The organism is Methylobacterium sp. WSM2598, assembly GCF_000379105.1.
Lineage (GTDB): Bacteria > Pseudomonadota > Alphaproteobacteria > Rhizobiales > Beijerinckiaceae > Methylobacterium.
On sequence record NZ_KB900609.1, the window covers coordinates 45669 to 70604 of the forward strand.

The 24936-nt window shown below is 73.5% G+C and carries 20 protein-coding genes; 5 read left to right on the forward strand and 15 right to left on the reverse strand.

The window, feature by feature from the left end; genetic code table 11:
* Nucleotides 1–16 precede the first annotated feature (16 nt).
* The 6 genes from MET2598_RS0100275 to MET2598_RS0100300 all read right to left on the reverse strand — a co-directional run bounded on the left by MET2598_RS0100275 (nt 17) and on the right by MET2598_RS0100300 (nt 6511).
* The gene (locus MET2598_RS0100275) at nt 17–256 is read right to left on the reverse strand and encodes a YgaP family membrane protein (RefSeq protein ID WP_012334633.1); all 240 of its coding nucleotides are present in this window, start codon (nt 254–256) and stop codon (nt 17–19) included.
* 193 nt (nt 257–449) lie between these two features.
* On the reverse strand, nt 450–2627 hold the full coding sequence (gene pnp, locus MET2598_RS0100280; protein ID WP_012334632.1) for a polyribonucleotide nucleotidyltransferase: 2178 nt from the start codon (nt 2625–2627) through the stop codon (nt 450–452).
* Between the two features lie 310 nt (nt 2628–2937).
* Nucleotides 2938–3207 (reverse strand): 30S ribosomal protein S15, encoded by a 270-nt coding sequence (gene rpsO / locus MET2598_RS0100285; RefSeq protein ID WP_012334631.1) that lies wholly within the window; start codon nt 3205–3207, stop codon nt 2938–2940.
* Nucleotides 3208–3406: 199 nt separating this feature from the next.
* Entirely contained in the window at nt 3407–4732 is a 1326-nt protein-coding gene (locus MET2598_RS0100290) for an MFS transporter (protein ID WP_018259481.1), read from the reverse strand.
* Nucleotides 4733–4899: 167 nt separating this feature from the next.
* On the reverse strand, nt 4900–5646 hold the full coding sequence (locus tag MET2598_RS0100295; RefSeq protein ID WP_012334629.1) for an SDR family NAD(P)-dependent oxidoreductase: 747 nt from the start codon (nt 5644–5646) through the stop codon (nt 4900–4902).
* Nucleotides 5647–5650: 4 nt separating this feature from the next.
* Nucleotides 5651–6511 (reverse strand): fumarylacetoacetate hydrolase family protein, encoded by an 861-nt coding sequence (locus tag MET2598_RS0100300; protein ID WP_012334628.1) that lies wholly within the window; start codon nt 6509–6511, stop codon nt 5651–5653.
* A 170-nt stretch (nt 6512–6681) separates the two neighbouring features.
* Between MET2598_RS0100300 and MET2598_RS0100305 the strand changes: the two genes are divergently transcribed.
* The gene (locus MET2598_RS0100305) at nt 6682–7512 is read left to right on the forward strand and encodes an IclR family transcriptional regulator (RefSeq protein WP_012334627.1); all 831 of its coding nucleotides are present in this window, start codon (nt 6682–6684) and stop codon (nt 7510–7512) included.
* Between the two features lie 101 nt (nt 7513–7613).
* On the opposite strand, the gene MET2598_RS0100310 is transcribed toward MET2598_RS0100305, so the two are convergent.
* From MET2598_RS0100310 to MET2598_RS0100320, 3 genes are all read right to left on the reverse strand, one after another.
* The gene (locus MET2598_RS0100310) at nt 7614–8423 is read right to left on the reverse strand and encodes an exodeoxyribonuclease III (protein ID WP_012334626.1); all 810 of its coding nucleotides are present in this window, start codon (nt 8421–8423) and stop codon (nt 7614–7616) included.
* A gap of 24 nt (nt 8424–8447) precedes the next feature.
* Complete coding sequence (locus MET2598_RS0100315; protein WP_018259482.1) at nt 8448–9389, reverse strand: outer-membrane lipoprotein carrier protein LolA; 942 nt, start codon at nt 9387–9389, stop codon at nt 8448–8450.
* A gap of 127 nt (nt 9390–9516) precedes the next feature.
* Nucleotides 9517–13173 (reverse strand): DNA translocase FtsK, encoded by a 3657-nt coding sequence (locus tag MET2598_RS0100320; RefSeq protein WP_018259483.1) that lies wholly within the window; start codon nt 13171–13173, stop codon nt 9517–9519.
* A 309-nt stretch (nt 13174–13482) separates the two neighbouring features.
* Between MET2598_RS0100320 and MET2598_RS0100325 the strand changes: the two genes are divergently transcribed.
* Together MET2598_RS0100325 and MET2598_RS0100330 are read left to right on the forward strand one after the other, a co-directional pair.
* Nucleotides 13483–14319, forward strand: a complete 837-nt coding sequence (locus MET2598_RS0100325) for an MFS transporter (RefSeq protein WP_018259484.1) — start codon at nt 13483–13485, stop codon at nt 14317–14319.
* A gap of 75 nt (nt 14320–14394) precedes the next feature.
* Nucleotides 14395–16434, forward strand: coding sequence for an NAD(+) synthase (locus MET2598_RS0100330; protein WP_018259485.1), 2040 nt, complete (start codon nt 14395–14397; stop codon nt 16432–16434).
* Between the two features lie 51 nt (nt 16435–16485).
* Here MET2598_RS0100330 and MET2598_RS0100335 read toward each other — a convergent pair whose 3' ends face one another.
* A complete protein-coding gene (locus MET2598_RS0100335) occupies nt 16486–18297 on the reverse strand; it encodes an IlvD/Edd family dehydratase (RefSeq protein ID WP_018259486.1) in 1812 nt (603 codons plus the stop codon).
* Between the two features lie 208 nt (nt 18298–18505).
* Here MET2598_RS0100335 and MET2598_RS0100340 point away from each other — a divergent pair, with 208 nt between their 5' ends.
* On the forward strand, nt 18506–18712 hold the full coding sequence (locus MET2598_RS0100340; RefSeq protein WP_012334620.1) for a hypothetical protein: 207 nt from the start codon (nt 18506–18508) through the stop codon (nt 18710–18712).
* Between the two features lie 17 nt (nt 18713–18729).
* Nucleotides 18730–19908, forward strand: coding sequence for a pyridoxal phosphate-dependent aminotransferase (locus MET2598_RS0100345; RefSeq protein ID WP_018259487.1), 1179 nt, complete (start codon nt 18730–18732; stop codon nt 19906–19908).
* 96 nt (nt 19909–20004) lie between these two features.
* Here MET2598_RS0100345 and MET2598_RS0100350 read toward each other — a convergent pair whose 3' ends face one another.
* The 5 genes from MET2598_RS0100350 to MET2598_RS0100370 are packed head-to-tail and all read right to left on the reverse strand — an operon-like array spanning nt 20005 to nt 24935.
* Nucleotides 20005–21132 carry a pyridoxal phosphate-dependent aminotransferase gene (locus tag MET2598_RS0100350; RefSeq protein WP_018259488.1) on the reverse strand — a complete coding sequence of 376 codons (1128 nt, stop codon included), beginning with the start codon at nt 21130–21132 and terminating at the stop codon, nt 20005–20007.
* Nucleotides 21129–21818 carry a glycosyltransferase gene (locus tag MET2598_RS0100355; protein ID WP_018259489.1) on the reverse strand — a complete coding sequence of 230 codons (690 nt, stop codon included), beginning with the start codon at nt 21816–21818 and terminating at the stop codon, nt 21129–21131. Before MET2598_RS0100355 ends, MET2598_RS0100350 begins: the two co-directional genes overlap by 4 nt.
* Nucleotides 21815–22870 (reverse strand): radical SAM/SPASM domain-containing protein, encoded by a 1056-nt coding sequence (locus MET2598_RS0100360; protein ID WP_012334616.1) that lies wholly within the window; start codon nt 22868–22870, stop codon nt 21815–21817. Before MET2598_RS0100360 ends, MET2598_RS0100355 begins: the two co-directional genes overlap by 4 nt.
* Nucleotides 22870–24207, reverse strand: coding sequence for a DUF2029 domain-containing protein (locus tag MET2598_RS0100365; RefSeq protein WP_018259490.1), 1338 nt, complete (start codon nt 24205–24207; stop codon nt 22870–22872). Before MET2598_RS0100365 ends, MET2598_RS0100360 begins: the two co-directional genes overlap by 1 nt.
* Entirely contained in the window at nt 24204–24935 is a 732-nt protein-coding gene (locus MET2598_RS0100370) for a TIGR04282 family arsenosugar biosynthesis glycosyltransferase (RefSeq protein ID WP_012334614.1), read from the reverse strand. The genes MET2598_RS0100365 and MET2598_RS0100370 overlap by 4 nt, the downstream gene beginning before the upstream one ends.
* Between the last annotated feature and the right edge of the window lies 1 nt (nt 24936).

A 24936-nucleotide genomic window follows, 5' to 3' on the forward strand; every position in this document is an offset into this window, starting at 1 on the left:
AAAGCCCCGAGGAAGGTCAGGCGTGCTCGATGCGGTCCGGCGCCTGCTCCAGGAGCGCCTTGGCGGCGCAGTGGCCGGTGGCGCCGCGGATCGCCAGCATGGCGCCGCCGACCAGCACCGCGAGGCTCAGCCACTTGTTCGGGCGCGGCTGCGCCGCGGCCGCGGCGAGGCCGAGGCCGAGCACGACGGAGATCGCGCGCTCCTTCGTGCTGAGGTTGACGTCGCCGTGGAAGACGTCCGTGATCGCGTTCGACATGATGCGCTGGTTCCTCGCGTCCGTACTGTCGGGGGGTCGACAGGCGAACGCGGGAGAAGCGGCGCCGTTCCGTGCCCGCAGCCGCGCGCCCGCGGCGGCGCGCGAGGGGAGAGCCGTCATGAAAAAAGCGCGGCCCCTCGCGGGGCCGCGCCGGTCGGATCGGGCGCCCCGCGGGGCGCCCGCTTACGCGAGCCTACTCGCCCGCGCTCTGGCGCGCCTGCCGCTCGCGGTTGCGGTCGGCCTCGCGCTCGGCCTTCAGCTTCTCGGTCAGATCCTCGCCGGTCTGCTGGTCGACGACCTTCATCGACAGGCGGATCTTGCCGCGCTCGTCCTGGCCGAGGAACTTCACCTTGACCTTGTCGCCCTCCTTCACCACGTCGGTGACCTTGGCGACGCGCTGGGGCGCGAGTTCCGAGATGTGGACGAGGCCGTCCTTGGCGCCGAAGAAGTTGACGAAGGCGCCGAACTCCATCGTCTTCACCACCGTGCCGTCGTAGATCATGCCCGCCTCCGGCTCCGCCACGATCGAGCGGATCCAGTTGTAGGCCGCCTTGATGGCCTTGCCGTCGGACGAGGCGATCTTGACCACCCCGGTGTCCTGGATGTCGATCTTGGCGCCGGTCTTCTCCACGATCTCGCGGATGACCTTGCCGCCCGTGCCGATGACCTCGCGGATCTTGTCGGTCGGGATCTGCATGGTCTCGATCCGGGGCGCGTGCTCGCCGAGCTCCGGACGCGCGGCGGTCAGCGCCTTGGCCATCTCGCCGAGGATGTGGGCGCGGCCCTCCTTCGCCTGGTCGAGGGCGACCCGCATGATCTCCTCGGTGATGCCGGCGATCTTGATGTCCATCTGGAGGGAGGTGACGCCCTCCTCCGTGCCGGCCACCTTGAAGTCCATGTCGCCGAGGTGGTCCTCGTCGCCCAGGATGTCGGACAGCACCGCGTAGCGCTCGCCCTCCAGGATCAGCCCCATGGCGATGCCCGCCACCGGGCGGCGCAGCGGCACGCCCGCATCCATCAGCGCCAGCGACGAGCCGCAGACCGTCGCCATCGAGGAGGAGCCGTTCGACTCGGTGATCTCCGACACGACGCGCAGCGTGTAGGGGAACTCGTGCGCCGGCGGCAGGAGCGGGTGGACGGCGCGCCAGGCGAGCTTGCCGTGGCCGATCTCGCGCCGGCCCGGCGAGCCCATGCGGCCGGTCTCGCCCACCGAATAGGGCGGGAAGTTGTAGTGGAGGAGGAACGTCTCCTTGTAGGTGCCTTCGAGCGCGTCGATGAACTGCTCGTCGTCGCCGGTGCCGAGCGTCGCCACCACCAGGGCCTGGGTCTCGCCGCGGGTGAACAGCGCCGAGCCGTGGGCGCGCGGCAGCACGCCGACCTCCGACAGGATCGGGCGCACGGTGCGCACGTCGCGGCCGTCGATGCGGGAGCCGGTGTCGAGGATGTTCCAGCGCACGACCTTGGCCTGGACCTCCTTGAAGGCGGCCTTGACCTTCTCGGGCTCGAACTTCGCCTCGCCGCCCTCGGGGACGAGCGCCGCCATCACCTTCGCCTTGACGGCGTCGACGGCGGCGTAGCGCTCCTGCTTGACGGTCTTCCGATAGGCCTCGCGCAGGTCGGCCTCGCCGATCTCGAGCACCGCCTTCTCGACCTCGGTGAGGTCGGTCGGCTGGAAGTCGCGCGGCTCCTTGGCGGCCTTCTCGGCGAGGCGGATGATCGCCTCGATCACCGGCTGGAAGTGCTTGTGGCCGAACATCACGGCCCCGAGCATCACGTCCTCGGGCAGTTCCTTGGCCTCGGACTCGACCATCAGCACGGCGGCGTCGGTGCCGGCCACGACCAGGTCGAGGCTCGACTCCTCCATCTCCTGGACGGTCGGGTTGAGCTTGTACTGGCCGCCCAGGTAGCCGACGCGCGCGGCGCCGATCGGGCCCATGAAGGGCACGCCCGAGAGGGTCAGCGCCGCGGAGGCGGCCACCATCGAGACGATGTCGGGATCGTTCTCGAGGTCGTGCGACAGCACCGTGACCACGACCTGGGTGTCGTTGCGCCAGCCCTCGACGAAGAGGGGGCGGATCGGGCGGTCGATCAGGCGGGAGACCAGCGTCTCCTTCTCGGAGGGCCGGCCCTCGCGCTTGAAGTAGCCGCCCGGGATGCGACCCGCCGCGTAGGCGCGCTCCTGGTAGTTCACCGTGAGCGGCAGGAAGTCGATGCCGGGCTTGGGCTCCTTCATCGACACGACGGTGGCGAGCACGGTGGTCTCACCGTAGCTCGCGACCACGGCCCCGTCGGCCTGGCGGGCGACCTTGCCCGTCTCCAGGACCAGCTTGCGTCCACCCCAGAGCAGTTCTTCGCGTTGTGTATCGAACATTTCGTCATGCCTTCATGCGGTCGTCCGGGGCGGGGCGGCGCCAGTGCAAGACGGCGAGAGGCTCTGCGGGGCCTGTCGACCCCGGGCGGGGTCGCTGCCGACCCCGGCGCGCCGGCGGCGGCCGGCAGAGCCCCTGGCGATCCTGCCCTGGCGATCACGCCTCAGGATCCCGGAGGGCGAGCGGCCGGACCCATTCCGGCCCACTCAGGGCGCGCCGCCGGCCTCGGAGGCCGGGGCGGCCGCGCTCGGCGGGTCCGCGAACCCCCAAGCGAAAACGCGGCCCGGGGATCCGGGCCGCGTCGCGAGCGCCTCAGCGGCGGATGCCGAGGCGCTCGATCAGGGTGCGGTAGCGCCCCTCGTCCTTGCGCTTCAGGTAGTCGAGGAGCGACCGGCGCTGCGAGACCAGCTTGAGCAGGCCGCGGCGCGAGTGGTTGTCCTTGGTGTGGGTCTTGAAGTGCCCGGTCAGGTTGGCGATCCGCTCGGTGAGGATCGCGACCTGCACTTCGGGCGAGCCGGTGTCGGTCCCGCCGCGGGCGTAATCCTTGATGAGCGCGGTCTTGCGCTCTGCCGTGATCGACATCGCGTGTCCTTCTGGTCAGGGTTCAGGATGGGCGCGGCCCTCGACAGCCGCTCCCGCTTCGGATTCGGCCGGGCCGGGATGTCGTCCAGCGCGGTCGTCCAAAGCCGAAAGCCCCGCCATACACTGGCGGGGGCTTCCTCCTATACACGATCCGGGGCGCCGCGCCACTCTCCCGTCGCGTGCGGCACGCGCGGTTTCGTCACGGCGCGGCCGGCCGCAGCCGCAGCGCGAAGCAGAGCAAAGCCGCGATCACCGGTCCGGCCGCCAACGCGAGGAGTGCGGGCGTGAAGCTCTGGGTGGCGTCCCTGATCCAGCCGACCAGGTAGGGGCCGGCGAAGCCCCCGACCTGCGCGAAGCCGTTGATCATCGCGAGGCCCCCCGCCGCCGCCGCCCCGGTGAGGAACTGCGTCGGCAGGGTCCAGAACACGCCGAGCACGGCCCAGACCCCGAAGGCCGCGACGCAGAGCAGCAGCAGGCCCGCCAGCGGGCTCGGGGCGAGCGCGCTCAGGCCCAGGAAGACGCCGCCGCACAGGGCCGCGAGGGCGGTGTGGAGCCTGCGCTCGCCGGTGCGGTCGGAACTGCGCGCGACCACGACGAGGCCGACCGCCGCGACCGCGAAGGGCAGGGCCGTGACGAGCCCGGTCTGGAAATCGGACAGGCCGCCGATGCTGCGCACGATCTGGGGCAGCCACAGCACCACCCCGTACACCGCGACCGCGTTGAACAGGTAGATCAGCGTCAGGACCCAGACCCGCGGGTCGCGGAAGATCGCCGCGAATTCGTGCGAGCCCGTCCGCGCCACGTCCCGGTTCTCGCGCGCGAGGGTGGCGATCAGCCACGCGCGCTCCTCCGCGTCGAGCCAGCGCCCGTCCTGCGGGCGGTCGACGAGGTAGAGGTAGGTGACGATCCCGAGCAGGATCGCGGGCGCGCCCTCGAGGATGAACAGCCACTGCCAGGCCGCGAGCCCGAACCAGGTCGGGTTGGCGGAGAGGATCCAGCCCGAGAGCGGCGCGCCGATCACGCTGGAGAGCACGGTCGCCGTCATGAACCCGGCCGTCGCCTTGGCCCGGTCGCGGGCCGGGAACCAGTAGGTGAGGTAGAGCAGCACGCCCGGCACGAAGCCCGCCTCGGCCAGGCCGAGCAGGAACCGCATCAGGTAGAAGCTCGTCTCGCCCTGGATCGCCGCCATCCCGCAGGAGACGAGCCCCCAACTCACCATGATCCGGGCGATCCAGCGCCGCGGCCCGACCCGGTGCATGATCATGTTGCTCGGGATCTCGAAGGCGATGTAGCCGAGGAAGAAGATGCCGGCGCCGAGCCCGTAGACCGTGGACGAGAAGCCGAGATCCCGGTTCATGTGGAGCGCCGCGAAGCCGACGTTCACCCGGTCGAGATAGTTGATGATGAAGAGGACGAAGCAGTAGAGGACGATGCGCGTGCGCAGCTTGCCGAGCACGCGCCGGCGGATCGGGTCGTCCGCGCCGGCATCGCCGGCGCCCGCCAGGCTGAGATGGGCCGCACTCATGGGGCGCTCCTGAACGGATCCGGCCGGGCCCGGCCCTCCGCCGGACGCGCGGCCGGCCGCGCGCGCCGCTCGGAGCGCGGCGCGGGCGGGCGGAACCGGGAGGGCGCGGGGCACCGCGCCCCGCACCCTGCGATGTCGTGGGATGGCCGGCGGGTCGCGGCGCCGGATCAGTAGGTGGCGCGGCCGCCCGAGACGTCGAAGACGCCGCCGGTCGAGAAGGAGGCCTCCTCGCTCGCCAGCCAGCAGATCAGCGCGGCCACCTCCTCGATCGTGCCGAAGCGGCCGATCGGGATCTTCGAGAGCATGAAGTCGATGTGCTCCTGCGTCATCTGGTCGAAGATGGCGGTGCGCACCGCCGCCGGGGTGACGCAGTTCACCCGGATGTCGGTCCTGGCGAGCTCCTTGCCGAGCGACTTCGTCAGGCCGATCACCGCCGCCTTGGAGGCGCTGTAGGCCGAGGCGTTCGGGTTGCCCTCCTTGCCGGCGATCGAGGCGACGTTGACGATCCGGCCGTAGCCCGTCCGCTCCAGCACCGGCACCGCGGCCCGGTTGCAGTAGAACAGGCCGTGGACGTTCACGTCGAAGACCCGCCGCCACGCCTCGACGGGGTAGTCGCGCACCGGGCCGTTGGGGCCGGTGATGCCCGCGCTGCAGACCAGCACGTCGAGCCCGCCCAGGGCCGCCACGCTCGCCTGCATGGCGGCCTCGACGCGGGCCGGGTCCGCGATGTCGAGGGCCTGCACGTCGGCGGCCCCGGCCTCGGTCCGGGCGCGCCCGAGGGCCTCCGCGTTCACGTCCCACAGGCTGACCGCCGCGCCCTCGGCGGCGAGCCGCGCGGCGACGCAGAGCCCGATGCCGGAGGCGCCGCCGGTGACGATGGCGCGCCGGCCCTGGAATCGATCGGACGGCGTCATCGCCTCAGCCCTCCTGCCGGCGCCACGCCACCACGTCCTGGCGCTGGGTCCCGAGCTTCTCGATGCCGAGCGTCATCACGTCGCCGGGCTTCAGGAAGACCGGCTCCGGCTTGATGCCCATGCCGACGCCCGGGGGCGTGCCGGTGGTGATGATGTCGCCCGGCATCAGCGTGAGGAAGCGGCTGACGTAGGAGACGATCTCCGCGCAGGGGAAGATCATCGTCCGGGTGTTGCCGGTCTGCATGCGCCGGCCGTTGAGATCGAGCCACATGTCGAGGCTCTGCGGGTCGCCGACCTCGTCCGCGGTGACGAGCCAGGGCCCGACCGGCCCGAACGTGTCGCAGCCCTTGCCCTTGTCCCAGGTACCGCCGCGCTCGATCTGGTACTCGCGCTCGCTGACGTCGTTCACCACGCAGTAGCCGGCGACGTAGTCGAGCGCCTCCGCCTGCTCGACGTAGGCGGCGCGGCGACCGATCACGATCCCGAGCTCGACCTCCCAGTCGCTCTTCACCGAGTCGCGCGGCAGCATCACCGGGTCGTTGGGACCGGAGAGCGAGCTGATCGCCTTGGTGAACACCACCGGCTCCTTGGGGATCGGCAGGTTCGATTCGGCCGCGTGGTCCGCGTAGTTCAGGCCGATGGCGATGAACTTGCCGACCCCGGCGAGCGGCACGCCGAGCCGCGGCGAGCCCTCGACGCGGGGCAGGCCGGCCGGGTCGAGCTTGGCGAGCGCCGCGAGGCCGGCGGGCGAGAGCGTGTCGGGACCGATCTCGGCGACGTGTCCCGACAGGTCGCGCAGGCGGCCCTCCGCATCGAGGAGGCCGGGCTTCTCCTGGCCCGCGGGGCCGTAACGCAAGAGCTTCATGGCGCGGTGATCCTGACTGGTGGCGCGGGAGCCCGCCCGGCGCCAGGAGGGGCTGGCGGAACCCGCCGGCCTGCGACATCACGGTCGCGATCTCCTCCCGATGCCCGGTGGCGGGCGGTACAAAATCCCATATATTGGGATTCAGTTTCTTTATGTGGGATCATACGCGGATGACCGGGAAGGCGTCAACGCCGGGCCGCGGGCCGGCGCCGGGAAGTCAGACGCTGCTTCGCGGCCTCGACGTCCTGGAGGCGGTGGCGGCGGGGGCCACGGATCTGGCGGCCCTGTCGGCGGCGCTCGGCACGACCCGCAGCACCACCCATCGCCTCGCCGCGAGCCTGGTCGAGCGGCGCTACCTCAATTTCGTGCCGCGCGAGGGCTACAGCCTCGGGCCGAAGCTGCTGGAGCTCGGGTTCCGGGCGCAGCAATCGGTGGCGCTGACGCGGGTGGCGCGGCCCCATCTCGAGCGGCTCTCCGCCATCTGCGAGGACACGATCCATCTCGGCGTGCTCGACGGCAGCTTCGCGCTCTACCTCGACAAGATCCCCGGGCGGCGGCGGATCGAGATCAGTTCGCGGGTGGGCGAGCGCCAGCCGGTCTGGTCGACGGGGCTCGGCAAGGCGCTGATCCTCGACCTCGACGAGGCCGGCTGGCGCGGCTTCTTCGCGGTGGGGGAGGCGCGCGGGGCGCGGCGCGACCGCGACCTCGCGGCCTGGCTCGCCCGCATGCGCGCCTACGCGGCGGACGGGATCGCCTTCGACGAGGAGGAGAACGAGCCGGAGGTGCGCTGCGTCGCCGCCCCGATCCGCGCCGCGAGCGGGGCGATCGTGGCGGCGCTGAGCGTGTCGAGCACGATGCAGTACCTCGACGACGCGCGGGTGCCGCCGCTCGCCGCCGCCGTGCGGGAGGCGGCGGACGCGATCAGCCGGGCGCTGGGCTGGGACGGCGGGCGGCCGCGGACGGGAGGACTGGACCGCGCGTCTTCTACGAAATCCGACTGATTGCTTCGCCATCTCCCATTTCGGCAATGCGGATCTCGACGTCGCTCAGGCGCCGCGCGGGCTCGTGATCCGGGATCCGCTGCGATCAAGCGGCTCCCGGATCACAGGTCGAGTTCCACGGTCACCGGCACGTGGTCGGACGGCCGCTCCCAGGCGCGCGCGTGCCGCGCCACCGTCACGGCCTTCACGCTGCCGGCCAGATCGGCCGTCACCCAGATGTGGTCGAGGCGCCGTCCCTTGTCGGCGGCGGCCCAGTCCGGGGAGCGGTAGCTCCACCACGTGTAGATCTTCTCCGGCTCCGGCCGCAGATGGCGCATCGTGTCGACCCATCCGGCCTCGCCCCGCAGCGTCTCCAGCCGCTCGGTCTCCACCGGCGTGTGGCTCACCACGTCGAGCAGCTGCCGGTGCGACCAGACGTCGTGTTCGAGGGGCGCCACGTTGAGGTCCCCGACCAGGATCGCCGGGCCGGTCGGGCGCTTCCCGCCCCAGGCCCGCAGCTCGTCCATGAAGGCGAGCTTGTGGGCGAACTTGTCGTTGAGCGCGGCGTCCGGCACGTCGCCGCCGGCCGGGACGTAGAAGTCGTGCAGCACGATCCCCGCCGCCTCGCCCGCCTCCGGCCCCAGCACCGCCGAGATGTGGCGCGCGTCCGGCCGGTCGCAGAAGCTCATCACCTCCTGCGACAGGAGCGGCAGCCGCGACAGGATCGCGACGCCGTTGTAGCCCTTCTGCCCGGCGAACACGACGTGCGGGTAGCCGAAGCCCTGCAGCTCCTTCAGCGGGAAGCGGTCGTTCGGGCACTTCGTTTCCTGCAGGCACAGCACGTCGGGCCGCGCCTCGTCCAGGAAGCGCCGCACGAGGTCGATGCGCAGGCGCACCGAATTGATGTTCCAGGTCGAGACGGTGAGGCGCACCGGATCAGCTCTTCGGGTGGGGGCTCAGCGCTGCTGCGTCTGCCGCATGCGCTGCTCCAGCTCCTTGTCCTCGGGCCGGCCGTAATTGATCACGAACATCATGCCGTCGATCGGCCGGCCGCGCTGCAGGTTCGAGAGCAGCACGGTGGTCTGGTAGCCCTGCGGGTCGGTGATCCGCCACTGGCTCAGGCTCTTCATCGCCTCGTCGAACACGAGGACGATGCGGGAGGTGCCGCCCAGCGTCGAGCGGTCCTCCAGGCTGATGCGCACGCCGCCGGGCTCCGTCGAGACATCCGTGACCGAGAGGTCGCGGGCGAGGTCGATCCTGTCCCGCAGCAGGAATTTCAGCGGCGTCTGCGAGATGAAGTAGAGGTCCTGGGTCGCGAGCTTGCGGTCGCGCACCGCCACCGAGGTGCCGTCCGCCACCACTTCGAGCGGCGAGGGCTGGTCGTAGTCGAAGCGCAGGCGGCCGGGCTTGGCGAGGTAGAGCTTGCCGCCGATCTTGCGGCCGTCCGCCGCGATCTGCACGAAGTTGCCGGTCAGCGTCGAGACGCTGTTGAAGTAGCCGTTGGCCCGCTCGACCACCGCGGCGGGGTTGCTGAGGTCGACGGCGGCCGGCGTGGTCACGGCGGCGACCTGCTGCGGCGGCGCGGCCGGGGCCGGCGCGGCCGCGGGGACCGCCACCGTCTCGCCGGCCTCGACGGGCGCCTTCGCGCCCCCGAGCGCCGTGGGGCGCCGCGGCGGCAGCGGCGCGCGCGACAGCGTCGGTGCGCCGCCCGCGGCACCTGGCGCGCCGCCCGGAGCGGCCTGGGCCGGATCGGGCTGCGCCTGCGGGCCCTGGTCACGCTTGGTCCCAAACAGGCTGTCGAGGAAGGACGTCACCTGCGCCTGGGCAGGCGCCGCGCCGGCGAGGCAGAGGAGCGCCGCGAGGAGGGCGAGCGGGCCGGAGCGGGGGCGGCCGGTCATCGGCAGGTGTCTCCCTGAGGGCGGGGGGCGGCGCGCAGGCCGGTGGGGCGGCGCGGCCGAGGCCCCGCCGTTAGAGACGGACCCTGTGGCGAATATGGGACGCCGGGCCGCCGTTGCGGGTGGCGCCTCATGCCTCCTCCGCCTGAGCCTGGGCCTCGACCAGGATCTCGCGCTTGCCGGCGTGGTTGGCGGGGCCGACGATGCCCTCCTTCTCCATCCGCTCCATCAGCGAGGCCGCCCGGTTGTAGCCGATCTGCAGCCGACGCTGGATGTAGCTCGTCGACGCCTTCTTGTCCCGCAGCACCACCGCCACCGCCTGCTCGTAGAGGTCGGCCCCCGGATCGGCGAAGCTGCCCTGGTCGAACACCGCGGTCTCGGCCGCGGCGGCCTCGGCCGCCTCCTCCTCGTCCGCCGTGACGGCGTCGAGGTAGGCGGGGCGGCCCTGGCGCTTGAGGTGGGCGACCACCGCCTCGACCTCGTCGTCCGACACGAACGGGCCGTGCACCCGCGTCGTGCGCCCGCCCCCGGCCATGAACAGCATGTCGCCCTGGCCCAGCAGCTGCTCGGCCCCCATCTCGCCCAGGATCGTGCGCGAGTCGATCTTGCTCGTCACCTGGAAGCTGATCCGCGTCGGGAAGTTCGCCTTGATCGTCCCCGTGATCACGTCCACCGACGGGCGCTGCGTGGCCATGATCAGGTGGATCCCCGCCGCCCGCGCCATCTGGGCCAGCCGCTGGATCGCCCCCTCGATGTCCTTGCCGGCCACCATCATCAGGTCGGCCATCTCGTCCACGATCACCACGATGTAGGGAAGCGCCCCGAGGTCCATCACCTCGTCCTCGTACACCGCCTCCCCGGTCTCCCGGTCGAAGCCGGTCTGCACCGTCCGGGTGATCACCTCGCCCCGCTCGCGCGCCTCCGCCACCCGCGCGTTGAACCCGTCGATGTTGCGCACGCCCAGGCGCGCCATCTTCTTGTAGCGCTCCTCCATCTCGCGCACCGCCCATTTCAGGGCGATCACCGCCTTCTTGGGATCGGTCACCACGGGCGAGAGCAGGTGGGGGATGCCGTCGTAGACGGAGAGTTCGAGCATCTTGGGATCGACCATGATCAGGCGGCACTCCTCGGGCTTCATGCGGTAGAGGAGGGAGAGGATCATGGTGTTGATGGCCACCGACTTGCCCGAGCCGGTGGTGCCGGCGACGAGCAGGTGGGGCATGCGGGCGAGGTCGGCGATGATCGCCTCGCCGCCGATGTTCTTGCCCAGGCAGAGGGCGAGCTTCTGCTTGGTCTCGGCGAAGGCGGGGCTGCTGAGGATCTCGCGCAGGTAGACGGTCTCGCGCTTGGCGTTGGGGAGCTCGATGCCGATGGCGTTGCGGCCCTGGACGACGGCGACGCGGGCGGAGATCGCCGACATCGAGCGGGCGATGTCGTCGGCGAGCGAGATCACCCGCGACGACTTGGTGCCCGGCGCCGGCTCCATCTCGTAGAGGGTGACGACGGGGCCGGGCCGCACGGCCAGGATCTCGCCGCGCACCCCGAAATCGTGGATCACCTGCTGCAACTGCACGGCGTTGGCCTGGAGCACGTCCGCGTCGAGGCTGCTCCCGTCGGAGGCCCGCGCCTCGGCCAGGAGCGCCAGGGACGGGAACTCGTAGGGCGCGTCCGGCTCGGCCGCGACGAGCCGCTTGGGCGGCGGCGGCAGCGGTACCAGGGCCAGGATGTCGTCCTCGTCCTCCGGATCCTCCGCGTCGAGGCCGAGATCCGAATCCAGGCCCTCGTTGCCGATCACCACGCTCGGCGCCTCGGCCGCGCACGGGCGTCCGGGCACGATCGGCTCCACCGGGCCGGCGGGGACGAGGGTGAGGGCGAGGGGCGCGAGGGGCGGCGCCTCCTCGGGCGCGGCCGCGACCGCGGCCGCCGGGTCGAACGCCGAGGCCGCCGGGGCGGGCGCCTCGGCCGCGGTCGCGGCCTCGGGCGTCGCTGCCTGGCTCTCGGCAGGGGGGAGGGCGACGGGCTCCGCGACCGCGGCGATCTGCGGCGCGGGCAGGATCTCGGCCGCGGCCGGCTCCTCCGCGGCCGGGACGATCGCGGGCGCCGGGACCGGCACGAGTGCGGCCGGCGCCGGAATCTCCGCCGCGGGCGCGGCCGGGGCCGGCGCGACGGCGGCCGGGACCGGCTCCGTCGGGGCTGGATCGGCGAGGTCCGGGGCGATCCCGGCGGCCGGCGCGGCCCCGGCCGGCTCCGGCGCGGGCGCCGCCAGAGGCTCCGCGACGGCGGCACTCGTCGCCTCGGGAGAGGCTTCGGTCGCCGCGAGGTCGGCGGCGTCCGGCTCCGGGCGGTTGTCCTGCACCTCCGCCACCCCGAGGGGCATGGACCAGTCGTGGCGCAGCAGCCCGTCCAGGGAATAGAGCGGCCGCCGCGGCAGCGCGCGCAGGTAGGAGATGTCGAGGGGGAACGTGATTCGCCCGAGCGGTTCCGGGGCCGCCCCTTCGGCCTGGATCGGCTCCTCGGCCTGGATCGACTCCTCGGGCGGGGCCTGCTCCTCGGGCGGGGCTTGCTCCTCGGCCCGCGCGGGCTCGTGAGCGGGGGCGGTCTCCTCCTGCGCCGCCGTGACCGGAGCCGGCTCCTCGGCGGGCGCCCCGGTCGGGACGGCCGGCGGCGCGACGCAAGCCGGATCGGTCGCCGCGAGGGCGGCCGCCTCGGGCTCGGCGGGAGACTCGGGGGCGGGCCGCGCCTCCTCGGGCGCGGTCGCGGCTTCCGGTGCGGCCTCCGCCGGCGCGGCGGGCTCGGCGGCCAGCTCGTCCGGCGCGGAATCGCACGGCGCCGATTCGTCCGGCGTTAAGGCGGGCGGCGACGGGGGCGGGGTCTCGTCGGGGGCGTGGCGCAGCAGGTGGTCCGGCGTCCGGGTGAACTTCACCCCGGGCGGCAGGACGTAGGGCTGGCGCCAGCGCGGGACCGGCGGCACCGACGCGGCCTCGGCGGCGAGGCGCTCCGCCTCGGCGGCGGCCTCCGCGGCGGCGCGCGCCGCCTCGCGCGCGGCCGCGTCGCGCTCCTCGGCGGCGAGGCGCTCGGCCTCGCGCGCCCGCGCCTCCTCCTCGCGCTTGCGGCGGCGCGCCTGCAGCACGTGGTCGGGCGTGCGGGTGAAGCGCAGGACCGGCGCCTCGGCGGGCTGCTCGGATTGCGGGGCCGGGCTCGCGGGCCGCGCCTCCTCGCCGCGCCGCGCGGCCTCGGCCTGTCGGCGCACCCGCGTCAGCACGGTCCGGGCCGGACCGGCGGGCGGGATCGCGAGCCAGGCATCCTCCATGTCGGGGCCCGGCCCGGCGTGCCGCGGCAGGTCGACAGGCCGCGGCGGGGGGGCCGGCGGGGGCGGCGCGGCCATGACGGGGGGCGCCGGTGCCGGGACGAAGGCGGCCGGCGCGGGGAGATGGTCGAGGGGCGCCGCAGGACGCGGCGGGGGCGGGGCCTCGGCGACCTCCTGCCGCGGCGCGACGGCGGGCGGGGTCGCGACCGGCGGCGCCTCGGCCGGCGCGGGCGCCGCCGCGCGCACGAGGTCGGGCGACCACGAGGGCGGCGCTTGGCGCGGGGCGGGCTCCGTCATCCAGCTCGGCGTCGCGCGCGGGCTCAGCGCCGCGGGTTTGGGCGGCGGCGGCAGGGCGAGGCGCTGCGGCGCCGCCGGCACCAGGAGGCGCCGGGCGATCAGCGCCCTCAGGCGGATCAGGGTCTCGGCGACCGCCGCGAGCGAGAACCCGCGGCGGGCAACCGGAGCGGGCGCGCCGCGCATCGACTGCAGCGGGCGAGCGGATGGTTCGAGGTAGGGGGGCCGTCCCGAAGATCTCATGATGCTGGCTGGTTGGAGGCGGGCCGCGCCGCCCGCGGCCGCTGCTCTCCACCAGTTAGGCGGGGTATCGTTAACACCCGATTAGGCAGCCGGGCGGGACCTGTCCCGCGCCGCCTCCCACCATGACGCAGGGCGGGATCGCCGGTCCGGTCGTCCGACCCGTGCGCCGGTCCACGTTCATGATATGTTGTTGACGCCAGGGAAGATGAACGACTCGCGTGGCCGCGGGATCGCAGCGGGAAGGACGCATCGATGCGCGCCGTGGCCGTGCTGTGGGGAGCGTTCTTCCTCATCAATTTCAACGCCGCGATCACCGCCGCCTCGGTCGCCCTGATGAGCGCCATGTCGCTCGGCGTGCGGCTCGCCGGCACCGTGGCCTGGCAGCTGCCCCTCGTTCCGACCGCGCTCCTCGCGAGCGGCTTCTGTCTTGCGGCGGCGCGTCTTCCTCCGACGCCGCGCGAGGGGCGCGCCGCGAGCCGGGTCACGCTCGCGACCGACCGCGAACGCGTCCTGTCCCTCGCGAGCGGCACGGGCCCGCTGCTCATGGCCTATGTCGCACGCAGCACAGGCACCTTCGCGTTCATCGGCCTCTATCCGACCTGGATCCTCCGAGACGACCTGCCGGACCGGGGGCCGGCGGTGATCGGGGCGATGCTGTTCGTGGGCGAGGTCGGAGGCTTCGCGGGCGCGATGGTCTCCGGCTGGGTCGCCAAGCGCGTCGCGAGGCCGCTCGGCCTCTGCACCGGCGTCGTTCTCGCGACCGCGCTCATCGTCGCCTCCGTCCCCTTCGGCCAGGGCAATCTGCCCTTCCAGACGCTGGCCTACGCGGCCTACGCGTTCGGCCGGGACATGATCACGGCGCTGCTGCTCCAGGGGGCGATGGCCGTCGTGCCGGCGGCGGAGCGCGGCAGGCTCGGCGCGATCCTGAACGCCACCTTTCAGCTCGGCGGCGCGGTCGGCGCGCTCGCCGGCGCCGCCCTCTACGCCGCCGATCCCGGTTTCCTGGCCAACGCGGCCGCCTCCGCCGCCCTGTTCGTCGGGATGGGCGGCCTGCTCCGGCGCGCCGATGCGCGTCGTCCCGCGGCCTGATCACGGGAGACGCTGGCACCGCGCCCGGTCTCGCCGCATTAACGAAGCGTCGTCATCGCCGGAGGTTCATCCTCGATGTTCCGCTCCCTCTACCAGCACGGCTTCGTCCGGGTCGCGGCCTGCGTCGGGCAGAGCCACATCGCGGAGCCCGCCGCCAACGCGGACGAGATCCTGGCGCTGGCGCGGCGCTGCCACGACCAGGGCGTCGCGCTGGCGGTGTTTCCGGAACTCTGCCTCTCCGCCTACGCGATCGAGGACCTGCTCCTGCAGGACACCCTGCTCGACGCGGTCGAGGCGGCCCTCGCCGACCTCGCGGCGCGGACCCGGGACCTGCTGCCGCTCCTCGTGGTCGGCGCCCCGCTGCGACACCGCAACCGGGTCTACAATGCGGCGGTGTTCGTGCATCGCGGGCGCGTGCTCGGGGTGGTGCCGAAGAGCTACCTGCCGAACTACCGGGAATTCTACGAGAAGCGCCACTTCGCCCCCGGCGCCGGGATCGCCGGGGCGGCGATCCGGCTCGGCGGCGAGGAGGTGCCGTTCGGCACCGACCTGCTGTTCGGCGCGGAGGATCTGCCGGGCCTCGTCATCGGCGTCGACGTCTGCGAGGACATGTGGATCCCGGTCCCGCCCGGGGCGCTGGCGGCGCTCGCGGGGGCGAGCGTGCTCGTGAACCTGTCCGGGAGCCCGATCACCATCGGGCGGGCCGAGAGCCGCAAGCTCCTGTGCCAGTCGGCCTCCGCCCGCTGCCTCGCGGCCTACGTCTACGCGGCGGCCGGCCCGGGCGAATCGACCACCGACCTCGCCTGGGACGGCCAGACCGTGATCTACGAGGACGGCACGCTGATCGCCGAGGGCGAGCGCTTCCCGGCCGGCCCCCTCGTCACCCTGGCCGACATCGACCTCGACCGCCTGCGCCAGGAGCGGGCGCAGATGGGCAGCTTCGACGACAATGCCCGCGCGGTGCTGGGCGAGCGGCCCTGGCGGCGCGTCCCCTTCACGGTCTCGCCGCCCTCGGCGGATCTCGGCCTCGCCCGCACGGTCGAGCGCTTCCCCTTCGTGCCGGCCGATCCCGCCCGCCTCGCGCAGGATTGCTACGAGGGCTACAACATCCAGGTCGCGGGCCTCGCCCAGCGCCTGCGCGCCATCCGCACCGAGAAGGTGGTGATCGGCATCTCCGGCGGCCTCGATTCGACCCACGCCCTCATCGTGGCCGCCAAGGCCTTCGACCGGCTGGGGCTTCCGCGCACCAACATCCTGACCTACACGATGCCGGGCTTCGCCACCTCGGCGGAGACGAAGGGCAATGCCCACCGGCTGATGGCGGCCCTCGGCACGGCGGCGGTCGAGCTCGACATCCGCCCGGCGGCCCGCCAGATGCTCGCCGACATGGGCCACCCGTTCGGGCGCGGCGAGCCGGTCTACGACGTGACCTTCGAGAACGTGCAGGCGGGCCTGCGCACCGACTTCCTGTTCCGCCTCGCCAACCAGAACGACGCGATCGTGGTCGGCACCGGGGACCTGTCGGAGCTGGCCCTCGGCTGGTGCACCTACGGCGTCGGCGACCAGATGTCCCATTACGGGGTCAATGCCGGGGTGCCCAAGACCCTGATCCAGCACCTGATCCGCTGGGTGGTCGCCTCCGGCCAGTTCGACGCGGAGGTGAACCGCACCCTGGAGGCGATCCTCGCCACCGAGATCTCGCCCGAACTCGTGCCCGTGAAGGAGGGCGAGAAGCTCCAGAGCACCGAGGCCAAGATCGGCCCCTACGCGCTGCAGGATTTCACCCTGTTCTACACGCTGCGCTACGGGTTCCGGCCCTCCAAGGTCGCCTTCCTGGCGGCCCGCGCCTGGGAGGACCCCGCGCGCGGCCCCTGGCCGCCCGGCTTCCCCGAGGCGAGCCGGGGCGCCTACGCCCTGCCGGAGATCCGCGCCTGGATGAAGGTGTTCCTGCAGCGCTTCTTCGGCTTCAGCCAGTTCAAGCGCTCGGCCCTGCCGAACGGCCCGAAGGTGGCGGCGGGCGGCTCCCTCTCGCCCCGCGGCGATTGGCGCGCGCCCTCGGACGGCAACGCGCGCGCCTGGCTGGAGGAGCTGGAGCGGAACGTCCCCGAGGCGTAGGGCGCGGTCTCCCGCGAGGGGCGCGGCCCCTCGCGGCCTCTGCACCGCGGATCAGTGGTTGTCCCGCGGCGGCCCCATGGTCTGGGCGACCTTCTGGAACGCGTCCGACCCGCGCAGGATCATGCCCTCGGAGAGCTGCTCGACCATCGCCCGCTGGATCGCCTGCCAGGGCGTCTGGCTCGCCGGGAACGGGTAGCCGCCCCGCGCCGCCAGGTCCTCGCGCCGCCGCGCCAGCTCCTCGTCGGGCAGCAGGATGTCCGCCCGCCGCGTGTTGAGGTCGATGCGGACGCGGTCGCCGTTCTGCAGCAGCGCCAGCCCGCCGCCCGCCGCCGCTTCCGGGGAGGCGTTGAGGATCGAGGGCGTGCCCGAGGTGCCCGACTGGCGCCCGTCGCCGATGCAGGGCAGCGAGAGCACGCCGCGCCGGATCAGCGCCCCCGGCGGCTGCATGTTCACGACCTCGGCCGCGCCCGGATAGCCGATCGGGCCCGCCCCGCGCATGATCAGCACCGTGTTCTCGTCGATGTCGAGGGCGGGGTCGTCGATCCGGTGGTGGTAATCCTCGGGCCCGTCGAACACCACGACCCGGCCCTCGAACGCGTAGGGATCCCCCGGGTTCGACAGGTAGCGGTCGTAGAACTCGCGGCTGATCACGCTCGTCTTCATGATCGCCGAGTCGAACAGCGTGCCCTTGAGGTTGAGGAAGCCGGCCCGCTCGCGCAGGGGCTCGGAATAGGGCTTGATCACCTCGCGGTCCCAGGTCCTGGCCTCGCGGCAATTCTCCCCGACGGTGCGGCCGTTGCAGGTGAGCGCGTCCGCGTGGATCTTGCCGGCCTCGATCAGCTCGGCCAGCACCGCCGGCAGCCCGCCCGCACGATAATATTCCTCGCCCAGATAGGCCCCGGCCGGCTGCATGTTGACGAGCAGCGGGATGTCGTAGCCGACGCGCTCCCAGTCGTCGCAGCTCAGCGGCACGCCGATCAGCTTGGCGATGGCGTTGATGTGGATGGGCGCATTGGTCGAGCCGCCGATGCCGGTGTTGGCCACGATGGCGTTCTCGAAGGCCTCGCGGGTGAGGATGTCGGAGGGCTTCAGGTCCTCCCAGACCATCTCGACGATGCGCTGGCCGGTGGCGTAGGCGGCCTGGCCGCGCTCGCGATAGGGGGCGGGAATCGCCGCCGAGCCGGGCAGCGCCATGCCGAGCGCCTCCGCCAGGGCGTTCATGGTCGAGGCGGTGCCCATCGTGTTGCAATGGCCCGTGGAGGGCGCCGAGGAGGCCACGATGTCGAGGAATTGCTGGTAGTCGATGTCGCCCGCCGCGTGGCGCTCGCGGGCCTTCCAGACGACGGTGCCCGAGCCCGTGCGCTCGCCGCGGCTCCAGCCGTTCAGCATCGGCCCGACATTGAGCGAGATCGCCGGGATGTTCACCGTGGCGGCCGCCATCAGGCAGGCCGGCATGGTCTTGTCGCAGCCGGTGAGCAGCACGACGCCGTCGAGCGGGTAGCCGTACAGCACCTCGACCAGCGACAGGTAGGCGAGGTTGCGATCGAGGGCGGCGGTCGGGCGCTTGCCGGTCTCCTGGATCGGGTGGCAGGGGAACTCGAAGGCGACGCCGCCCGCCGCCGTGATGCCGTCGCGCACGCGTTTGGCGAGTTCCATGTGATGGCGGTTGCAGGGCGAGAGGTCGGATCCGGTCTGCGCGATGCCGATCAGGGGCTTGCCCGCCTGCAGCTCGGCCAGGGTGAGGCCGTAGTTCAGGTAGCGCTCCAGGTACAGCGCGGTCATGCCGGGATTGTCGGGATTGTCGAACCACAGCCGCGACCGCAGACGGCTCGGATCGATCCGGGGGCGGGGCGTGGGGGCCATCGGGCGTTCCTCCATTCACGATTGGCGGCGGACATTGGACCCGGCCGGTGCGGGAAGGCAACAGAGTCGGGCCGCGCGGCGCGCGGGCCGCGCGGCGCGCGGGCCGCGCGCGTCGTCGCAGGACGAAAGAATCCTCGGGCCGGGTGTCCCCACCGCCGCACGAGGGTGCTATGACGCCGGCGCAACGTCGACCCGTGGGACCGGATTCATGACCGAGAAGAGCACCAACCCGTTGATTCCGATCGGCATCGTGGTGTCGCTGCCGGTGCTGGCCTGCCTGCTGATCATGCTCACCGACGAGGGCGTCAACCGCTCGCTCCTGTGGGCGGCGGTCAAGGTCGGGATCCTGCTCATCGTGCTCGGCGGCGCCCTGTCCTACGGCGCGAGCCGGCTGGCCGCCAAGAGCGAGCGCTGACGGGCGCGACGGCCGCGATGCCGAGCCCGGTTCCGGCCTTCGCGCGCATCGGCGAGGAGAACGCCTTCGCGGTGCTGGCCAGGGCCACGGCCCTGGCGCAGGCCGGGCGGGACGTGATCAATCTCGGCATCGGCCAGCCCGACATGCCGACCCCGCCCCACGTGGTCGAGGCGGCGATCAAGGCCCTGCGCGACGGCCATCACGGCTACACGCCCGCGACCGGCATCCTGCCCCTGCGCGAGGCCGTGGCGCGCGACCTCCATCGCCGGCTCGAGGTCGAGGTCTCGCCCGACAGCGTCATGATCGTGCCGGGCGGCAAGGTCACGATGTTCGCCGCGATCCTGATGTTCGGCGAGCCGGGGGCCGAGATCCTCTATCCGGATCCGGGTTTCCCGATCTACCGCTCGATGATCGAGTTCACCGGCGCGACCCCGGTGCCGATCCCGATCCGCGAGGCGAACGGCTTCGCCTTCTCGGCCGAGGAGACGCTGGCGCTGATCTCGCCGCGCACCCGGCTGCTGATCGTGAACTCGCCGGCCAACCCGACCGGCGGCGTGACTCCGAAGGCGGAGATCGACCGCCTGGTGGCGGGGCTCGCGGCGCATCCCGACGTGGCGGTGCTCTCGGACGAGATCTACGGCACCATGACCTACGACGGCGCGCGGCACCACACGCTGCTCGCCTATCCGGAGATTCGCGACCGGCTGATCTACCTCGACGGCGCGTCCAAGACCTACGCGATGACGGGCTGGCGGCTCGGCTGGTCGGTCTGGCCCGCGCCCCTCTACGAGGCGGCGCGCAAGCTCGCGGTGAATTCCTTCTCCTGCGTGAACGCGGCGACGCAATGGGCCGGCATCGCGGCCCTGGACGGGCCGCAGGACGCGGTGGCCGCCATGATGGCGGAGTTCGACCGGCGCCGCCTCCTGGTGGTCGAGGGGCTGAACCGCCTGCCGGGGGTCTCCTGCATCACCCCGAAGGGCGCCTTCTACGCCTTCCCGAACATCGCGCGGACCGGCTGGAAGGCCAAGGCCCTGGCCTCGGCGCTGCTGGAGGAGGCCGGGATCGCCGCGATCGGCGGCCCGGATTTCGGGGTCCACGGCGAGGGCTACCTCCGGCTGTCCTACGCCAACTCGGCGGAGAACATCGCCCGCGCCCTGGAGCGGATGGGCGGGTTCCTGGCGGCGAATCGGCGCTGACCGTCCCGACCAGGACCGGAGGGCGCGCGGGCGCGACCCGTGAAGCGCCGCGCGGGCTCGTGAGACGGGATCCGCGGTGATCAACCGGATCCCGGATCACGCCCGCACCTCCTCCAGATGCGCGTCGAGGGCGTCGAGCGCCGCCCCGGCCCGCGCCTGGCCGAGGCCGATGCGCAGGCGGTCGGCGGGGAGCGGCGCGAGGGGCGAGCGCCACAGCGTCGAGGGCAGCACGAGGCAGCGGCCCCGCCGCGCGAGGTCGACGGCGAAACGCTCCGCCCCCTCCGGCCCGAGATAGCGCGGGAAGCCGAAGGCGAGATTGCGCGAGCCGTCCTCCGCGAGGCGGCCCCGGTGCCGCGCCAGGAGGTCGTCCAGGCGGGCCCGGTTGCGCAGGCCGATCGCCCGCGTCCGCGCCAGGATCCGCGCCCGGTGGCGAAGGGCGATGTGGGCCAGCACCTCGCTGGTGGCGGAGAGGCAGCTCGACAGGGTGCTCTTCACCGCGAGCGTGCGCGCCATGAGGATCGGGTCGCGGCAGGCCACCCAGCCGACGCGCAGGCCCGGCAGGCCGAACCCCTTCGAGAGCCCGTCGACCGACACGCCCCGCTCGTAGGCCTCCACGCAGGCGGGCGGGCCCTCGTCGGTGGCGGTCTCGCGGTAGACCTCATCGTTGACGAGCCAGAGGCCGCGGGCCCGGCACAGCCCGACGAGGTCGCGCAGGGTCCCGCCGTCGAGGGTGGCGCCGGTCGGGCTGTTGGGGAAGTTCGTCAGCACCACCCGGGTGTTCGGCCGCAGGGCGGCGGCCACCCGGTCGACCCGGAGGGCCCAGCTCCCGCCCGCCTCGGCGAGCGGCACGCCGGTCGCCGCGCAGCGTGCCGTCACCGCCCGCTCGGAGGGCTGGTAGAGCGGCAGGACGATCACCGCGTGGTCCTGCGGGCCGAGCAGGGCCCGCAGCACGCAGGTCGCCGCCTCCTGCGCCCCCGCGCAGGCCAGCACCGCCTCGGGGGCGAGACCCGCGTAGCGGGAGGCGACGGCGGCCCGGAGCCAGGGGGCGCCCCGCGGATCCGCGTAGCCGAGATCGAGGGCGTTCCAGCGGCGCCGATCCTCCTCGTCCGCGAGGGCCAGGAGCGAGGCCACCGGCAGCGTCTCGGAATCCGAGGCGGCGAGGTCGTTCGGCGCCTCGCCGGACCAGCGCGCAAGGTAGTCCGCGAGGAGGAAGGCCTCGGTCATGGCGGCGGCGCCGGCCCGGCCGCGACGCGCAGGAAGGTCGAGACGATCCGGCTGCCCGCCCGAAGCGTCCCGGTCAGGGATCCCGCCACCTTCGACCGGCCGCCCGCCCGGCACCGATAGGGAACCGGCACCTCGGCGATGCGGTAGCCGGCGCGGGCCGCCTGCATCTGCATCTCGATGTTCCAGCCATAGGTCATCTCCCGCAGGTTCAGCCGCGCGAGGGCGTCCCGGCCGATCGCCCGGAAGGCGCACATGTCGCTGTAGCGCACCCCGTAGAGCGCCCCGATGCCGAGGCCGGCGAGCCGCCCGGCCAGCACTTGGTGCCAGAGCATCGCGCCGGGCTCGCGCGCGCCGCGGGTGCGCGAGGCGAGGACGAGGTCCCGCTCCCCCCGCAGGACCGGGTCGGCGATCCGCGCGATCAGGTCGCCCCGGTCGGCGCCGTCCCCGTCGAGGAAGGCGACGACCCGGCTCTCCGGCCGCGCCGCCGCCGCACCCGCCGCGCAGGCCCGGCCGTAGCCGCGCCCGGCTTCGATCACCCGGGCGCCGGCCGCCCCCGCGATCGCCCGGGTGTCGTCGCGGCTGCCGCCATCCGCCACGATGAGGTCGCCCGCGTAGGCGCGCGGGATCTCGCGCAACACGGCGCCGATCGTCTCCCCCTCGTCGAGGGTCGGGATGACGACGCTCACAGGCTCCATCGCAGCCCGCAATTCCGGCACGGCGCCGGGGGCGCCTCGGACAGGAGGGCGCGGCGGAAGTCCCGGTAGGCCTCGCCGTTCCAGATCTCGCGCAGGCTCGCCTGCGTCGCGTCGCCGAGCGTGTAGCTGTCGTAGCCCCGCACCGAGAAGGGCGCGATGCAGCAGGGCAGGGCGCGGCCGTGGGCGGTGATGTACATCAGCGACCACGGCCGCCGGCAGGTCGCCCAGGGCCGGTCCTCGGCCTGCCGCCTGAGGCTGAGGCCGGGCTCGGTGGCGCCCGACGCGTCCAGGCTGACGCCGAGTTCGGCCCCGATCGCCTGCGCGGCCGCGATGGCGGCATGCTCCTCCTCCCGCGCGCGCTCGAACAGCGAGAGGTCGGCGCGGGCCATGCCGTAGCCGGCCTCGTCGAAGACGAGCCGCTGCAGGTGGACCTCGCGCACCCCCATCCGGGCGGCGAGGCGCACGAAGTCCGGCAACTGGTCGATCGTCTCCTTGAGACCGGTGAGCCAGAGCGAGACCCTCGGGGTCGCGGCGCCCGCCTCCCTCTGGAAGGCCGTGAACCGGCCGACGTCGCGCACGATGCGATCGAAGAAGTCCTTGCCGCGCACCCGCCTGTAGGAGGCGCGGTCGGCCGCGTCGAGGGAGACGCGCAGCTCGTCGAGCCCGGTCTCGATCAGGTCCCGGAACCGCTTGGGCTGCATCAGGGTGCCGTTCGTGTTGAACAGCACGTAGGTGCCCCGCGCCTTGAGGTGGCGGATCATCCGCGGCAGGTCGTCGACCAGCATCGGCTCGCCGACCCCGTGCAGCACAACCCGGGCGATGCCGGGGACCTGATCGACGATGCGGGTGAACAGGTCCCAGCTCATGTCGGCCGGGGGTTCGAGCGTCTCGAACGTGCGCGGGCAGGTCTCGCAGAGGAGATTGCAGCGGTTCGTCACCTCCAGGTAGAGGCAGACGGGCGGCGCGGTCGCGACCGCGTCGCGGGCGTCGCCGACCGCCTCGAAGTAGCGGCGCGGATTCGCGATCCCGGGGGAGGCCGACATCAGGACGCTCCTTTCGGCGCGAGGGCGAGCGCCGTGCTGCGGGCCCGGCGCAGGTCGCGCAGGGCGAGGATGACGGCCGGACCGAAGACCAGGCCCGGCCAGACGAAGCGCTCGTTGAAGGGGTCGATGAAGAACAGCACCGGCGCCGCCGAGAGCCAGATCACGGCGGGCGTCGGGGCGATCGCGGCCGGCAGCGCGAGCCACGGATAGTACCAGGCGTAGTGCGGGTTCGCCGCCGCGGTGGCGACGGCCGCCAGCAGGCCGGCGTCGCGGCAGAGGCGGACGGCGTCGGGCGGCCCGGCGCGCCGCGTGGCCACGAAGGCGGCGAGCGCCGCGAAGCCGAGCGCCGCGCACAGGCCGTAGAGGCGGCCCGCCGCCGCCGGGAGCGGCACGAGATGCGCCAGTCCGGCGAGCAGCCAGAAGCCCCGGCCGGTGTCGAAACCCTCCTCGGCCCCGTAGGCGGGCAGGAAGCCGAGGATCAGCGGGCCGGCCGAAAGGTAGGGCAGGGAGAGGACGACCAGGGTCGCGAGGCCCGCCGCGGCCGGGCGCCCGAAGCCGCCCCCGCGCAGGAAGGCCGGCGCCACCACGACGGGCAGCACCTTCACGAGGCTCGCGGCGGCGAGGAGCGCGCCCGCGAGGCCCTCCCGGTGCCGCGCCCGGGCGAGGAGCGCGAGGGCGAGGAGGCCGACCGCGAGCGCGTCCACGTGGCCGTCGAGGGCGAAGGACCACAGGACCAGCGGATTCCAGGCGTAGATGAGCACGCGGGCGGGGGGCAGGCCGGCGCCCCCGAGGAGGCGCAGGACGCACAGGATCGCGACGCCGTCGCACAGGAGCATCGCCGCCTTCATGCCGGTGACGCTCGCGCTCAGCCGCCCGACCGCCGCGAAGGCGAGCTGCGCGGCGGGCAGGTAGATCGTCCGGGCGTAGTCGGCCCGGTTGATGAGCGGGAAGATGGCGGGGTCGCGCAGCTGCGCCAGGGCCGGGTCCGCCGGGACGTACAGGTAGGGGTTGATCCCGGCGGCCTGGACCTGCCCGTCCCAGACGTAGCGGTAGATGTCGCTCGACAGGAAGGGCGGGGCGGGCAGAAGCGCGAGCCGCAGCAGGAGGGCGACGCCGATCACCAGCCAGAGGGCCCGCGCCGGCACGCTTCCCCGCAGGACGAGCCGCACCGCCAGGAGGTAGATCCCCACCGAGACGGCGAGCAGCCCGACCAGGATCTGCGCCCGCAGCGGCGTGCCCACCGTGTCGGCGCCCGGAACATGGAGGGACAGGCCGCCGAGGGTGAGCGCGACGAGGAGCCCGGCGAGCAGGGCGAGGCGGGCGAGCGGGGTCCTCACGCGGCCGGCTCCGCCCGCGGGGCGGCGGCGAGCCGCGCGAGCGCCGCCGCCGTCGCCGGGGACCCGGCGCCCGCCTCGCCGCGCAGCCGCGCGAGCGCGTCGGCGTCGTCGACATCGTACCATTCGGGCAGTTCGACGAGGGCGAGCCCGATCCGCCGCGCCTGCGCCCGGGTCGCCTGCGCCACGGTCCCGGTGCTCCAGGCGATGTTCGCGAAGAGCGCCGGGTGCCGTCCCTTCAGCCCCAGGAAGTAGTAGCCGCCATCCGCGCAGGGCCCGAGCACGGCCCGCTCGCCGGGAGCGAGCAGCAGCCGCGCGGCCTCGACCAGGACGGAGGCGGGCAGGGTCGGGCAGTCGGAGCTCAGCACGCCCACGGCCGGGTGCCCCCGCGCCAGCATCCCGTCGACGGCGTGGAGCAGGCAGCGCCCGAACCCCTCGACGCCGGGCGGCATCGGGGGCGAGCCGTCCGCCAGGATCAGCGCGGTGCCGGGGGCGATCCCGGCCCGCACGGCATCCTCCGCGCCGCGGGGCGCGTAGGCCGCGTAGGGCGCGATCGGCGCCCGCGCGGCGGCGCGCGCGAGCGCGGCGGTCGTGTCGCGCAGGAAGGCGGCCGAGAGGGCGGCGGCCTGCGCGGGCGTGAGCGGCGGGCAGAGGCGGGTCTTCGAGCGGCCTGCCTGCGGCGCCTTCGCCATGACGCCGACGGCGCAGGTGGAGGAGGCGGGGCGGCCCATG

Excerpts from the sequence above, each read along its gene's own strand:
- MET2598_RS0100275 (WP_012334633.1), bottom strand. The coding sequence starts at position 256 with ATGTCGAACGCGATCACGGACGTCTTCCACGGCGACGTCAACCTCAGC.
- pnp (WP_012334632.1), bottom strand. The coding sequence starts at position 2,627 with ATGTTCGATACACAACGCGAAGAACTGCTCTGGGGTGGACGCAAGCTG.
- rpsO (WP_012334631.1), bottom strand. The coding sequence starts at position 3,207 with ATGTCGATCACGGCAGAGCGCAAGACCGCGCTCATCAAGGATTACGCC.
- MET2598_RS0100290 (WP_018259481.1), bottom strand. The coding sequence starts at position 4,732 with ATGAGTGCGGCCCATCTCAGCCTGGCGGGCGCCGGCGATGCCGGCGCG.
- MET2598_RS0100295 (WP_012334629.1), bottom strand. The coding sequence starts at position 5,646 with ATGACGCCGTCCGATCGATTCCAGGGCCGGCGCGCCATCGTCACCGGC.
- MET2598_RS0100300 (WP_012334628.1), bottom strand. The coding sequence starts at position 6,511 with ATGAAGCTCTTGCGTTACGGCCCCGCGGGCCAGGAGAAGCCCGGCCTC.
- MET2598_RS0100305 (WP_012334627.1), top strand. The coding sequence starts at position 6,682 with ATGACCGGGAAGGCGTCAACGCCGGGCCGCGGGCCGGCGCCGGGAAGT.
- MET2598_RS0100315 (WP_018259482.1), bottom strand. The coding sequence starts at position 9,389 with ATGACCGGCCGCCCCCGCTCCGGCCCGCTCGCCCTCCTCGCGGCGCTC.
- MET2598_RS0100320 (WP_018259483.1), bottom strand. The coding sequence starts at position 13,173 with ATGCGCGGCGCGCCCGCTCCGGTTGCCCGCCGCGGGTTCTCGCTCGCG.
- MET2598_RS0100325 (WP_018259484.1), top strand. The coding sequence starts at position 13,483 with ATGCGCGCCGTGGCCGTGCTGTGGGGAGCGTTCTTCCTCATCAATTTC.
- MET2598_RS0100330 (WP_018259485.1), top strand. The coding sequence starts at position 14,395 with ATGTTCCGCTCCCTCTACCAGCACGGCTTCGTCCGGGTCGCGGCCTGC.
- MET2598_RS0100335 (WP_018259486.1), bottom strand. The coding sequence starts at position 18,297 with ATGGCCCCCACGCCCCGCCCCCGGATCGATCCGAGCCGTCTGCGGTCG.
- MET2598_RS0100340 (WP_012334620.1), top strand. The coding sequence starts at position 18,506 with ATGACCGAGAAGAGCACCAACCCGTTGATTCCGATCGGCATCGTGGTG.
- MET2598_RS0100345 (WP_018259487.1), top strand. The coding sequence starts at position 18,730 with ATGCCGAGCCCGGTTCCGGCCTTCGCGCGCATCGGCGAGGAGAACGCC.
- MET2598_RS0100350 (WP_018259488.1), bottom strand. The coding sequence starts at position 21,132 with ATGACCGAGGCCTTCCTCCTCGCGGACTACCTTGCGCGCTGGTCCGGC.
- MET2598_RS0100360 (WP_012334616.1), bottom strand. The coding sequence starts at position 22,870 with ATGTCGGCCTCCCCCGGGATCGCGAATCCGCGCCGCTACTTCGAGGCG.
- MET2598_RS0100370 (WP_012334614.1), bottom strand. The coding sequence starts at position 24,935 with ATGGGCCGCCCCGCCTCCTCCACCTGCGCCGTCGGCGTCATGGCGAAG.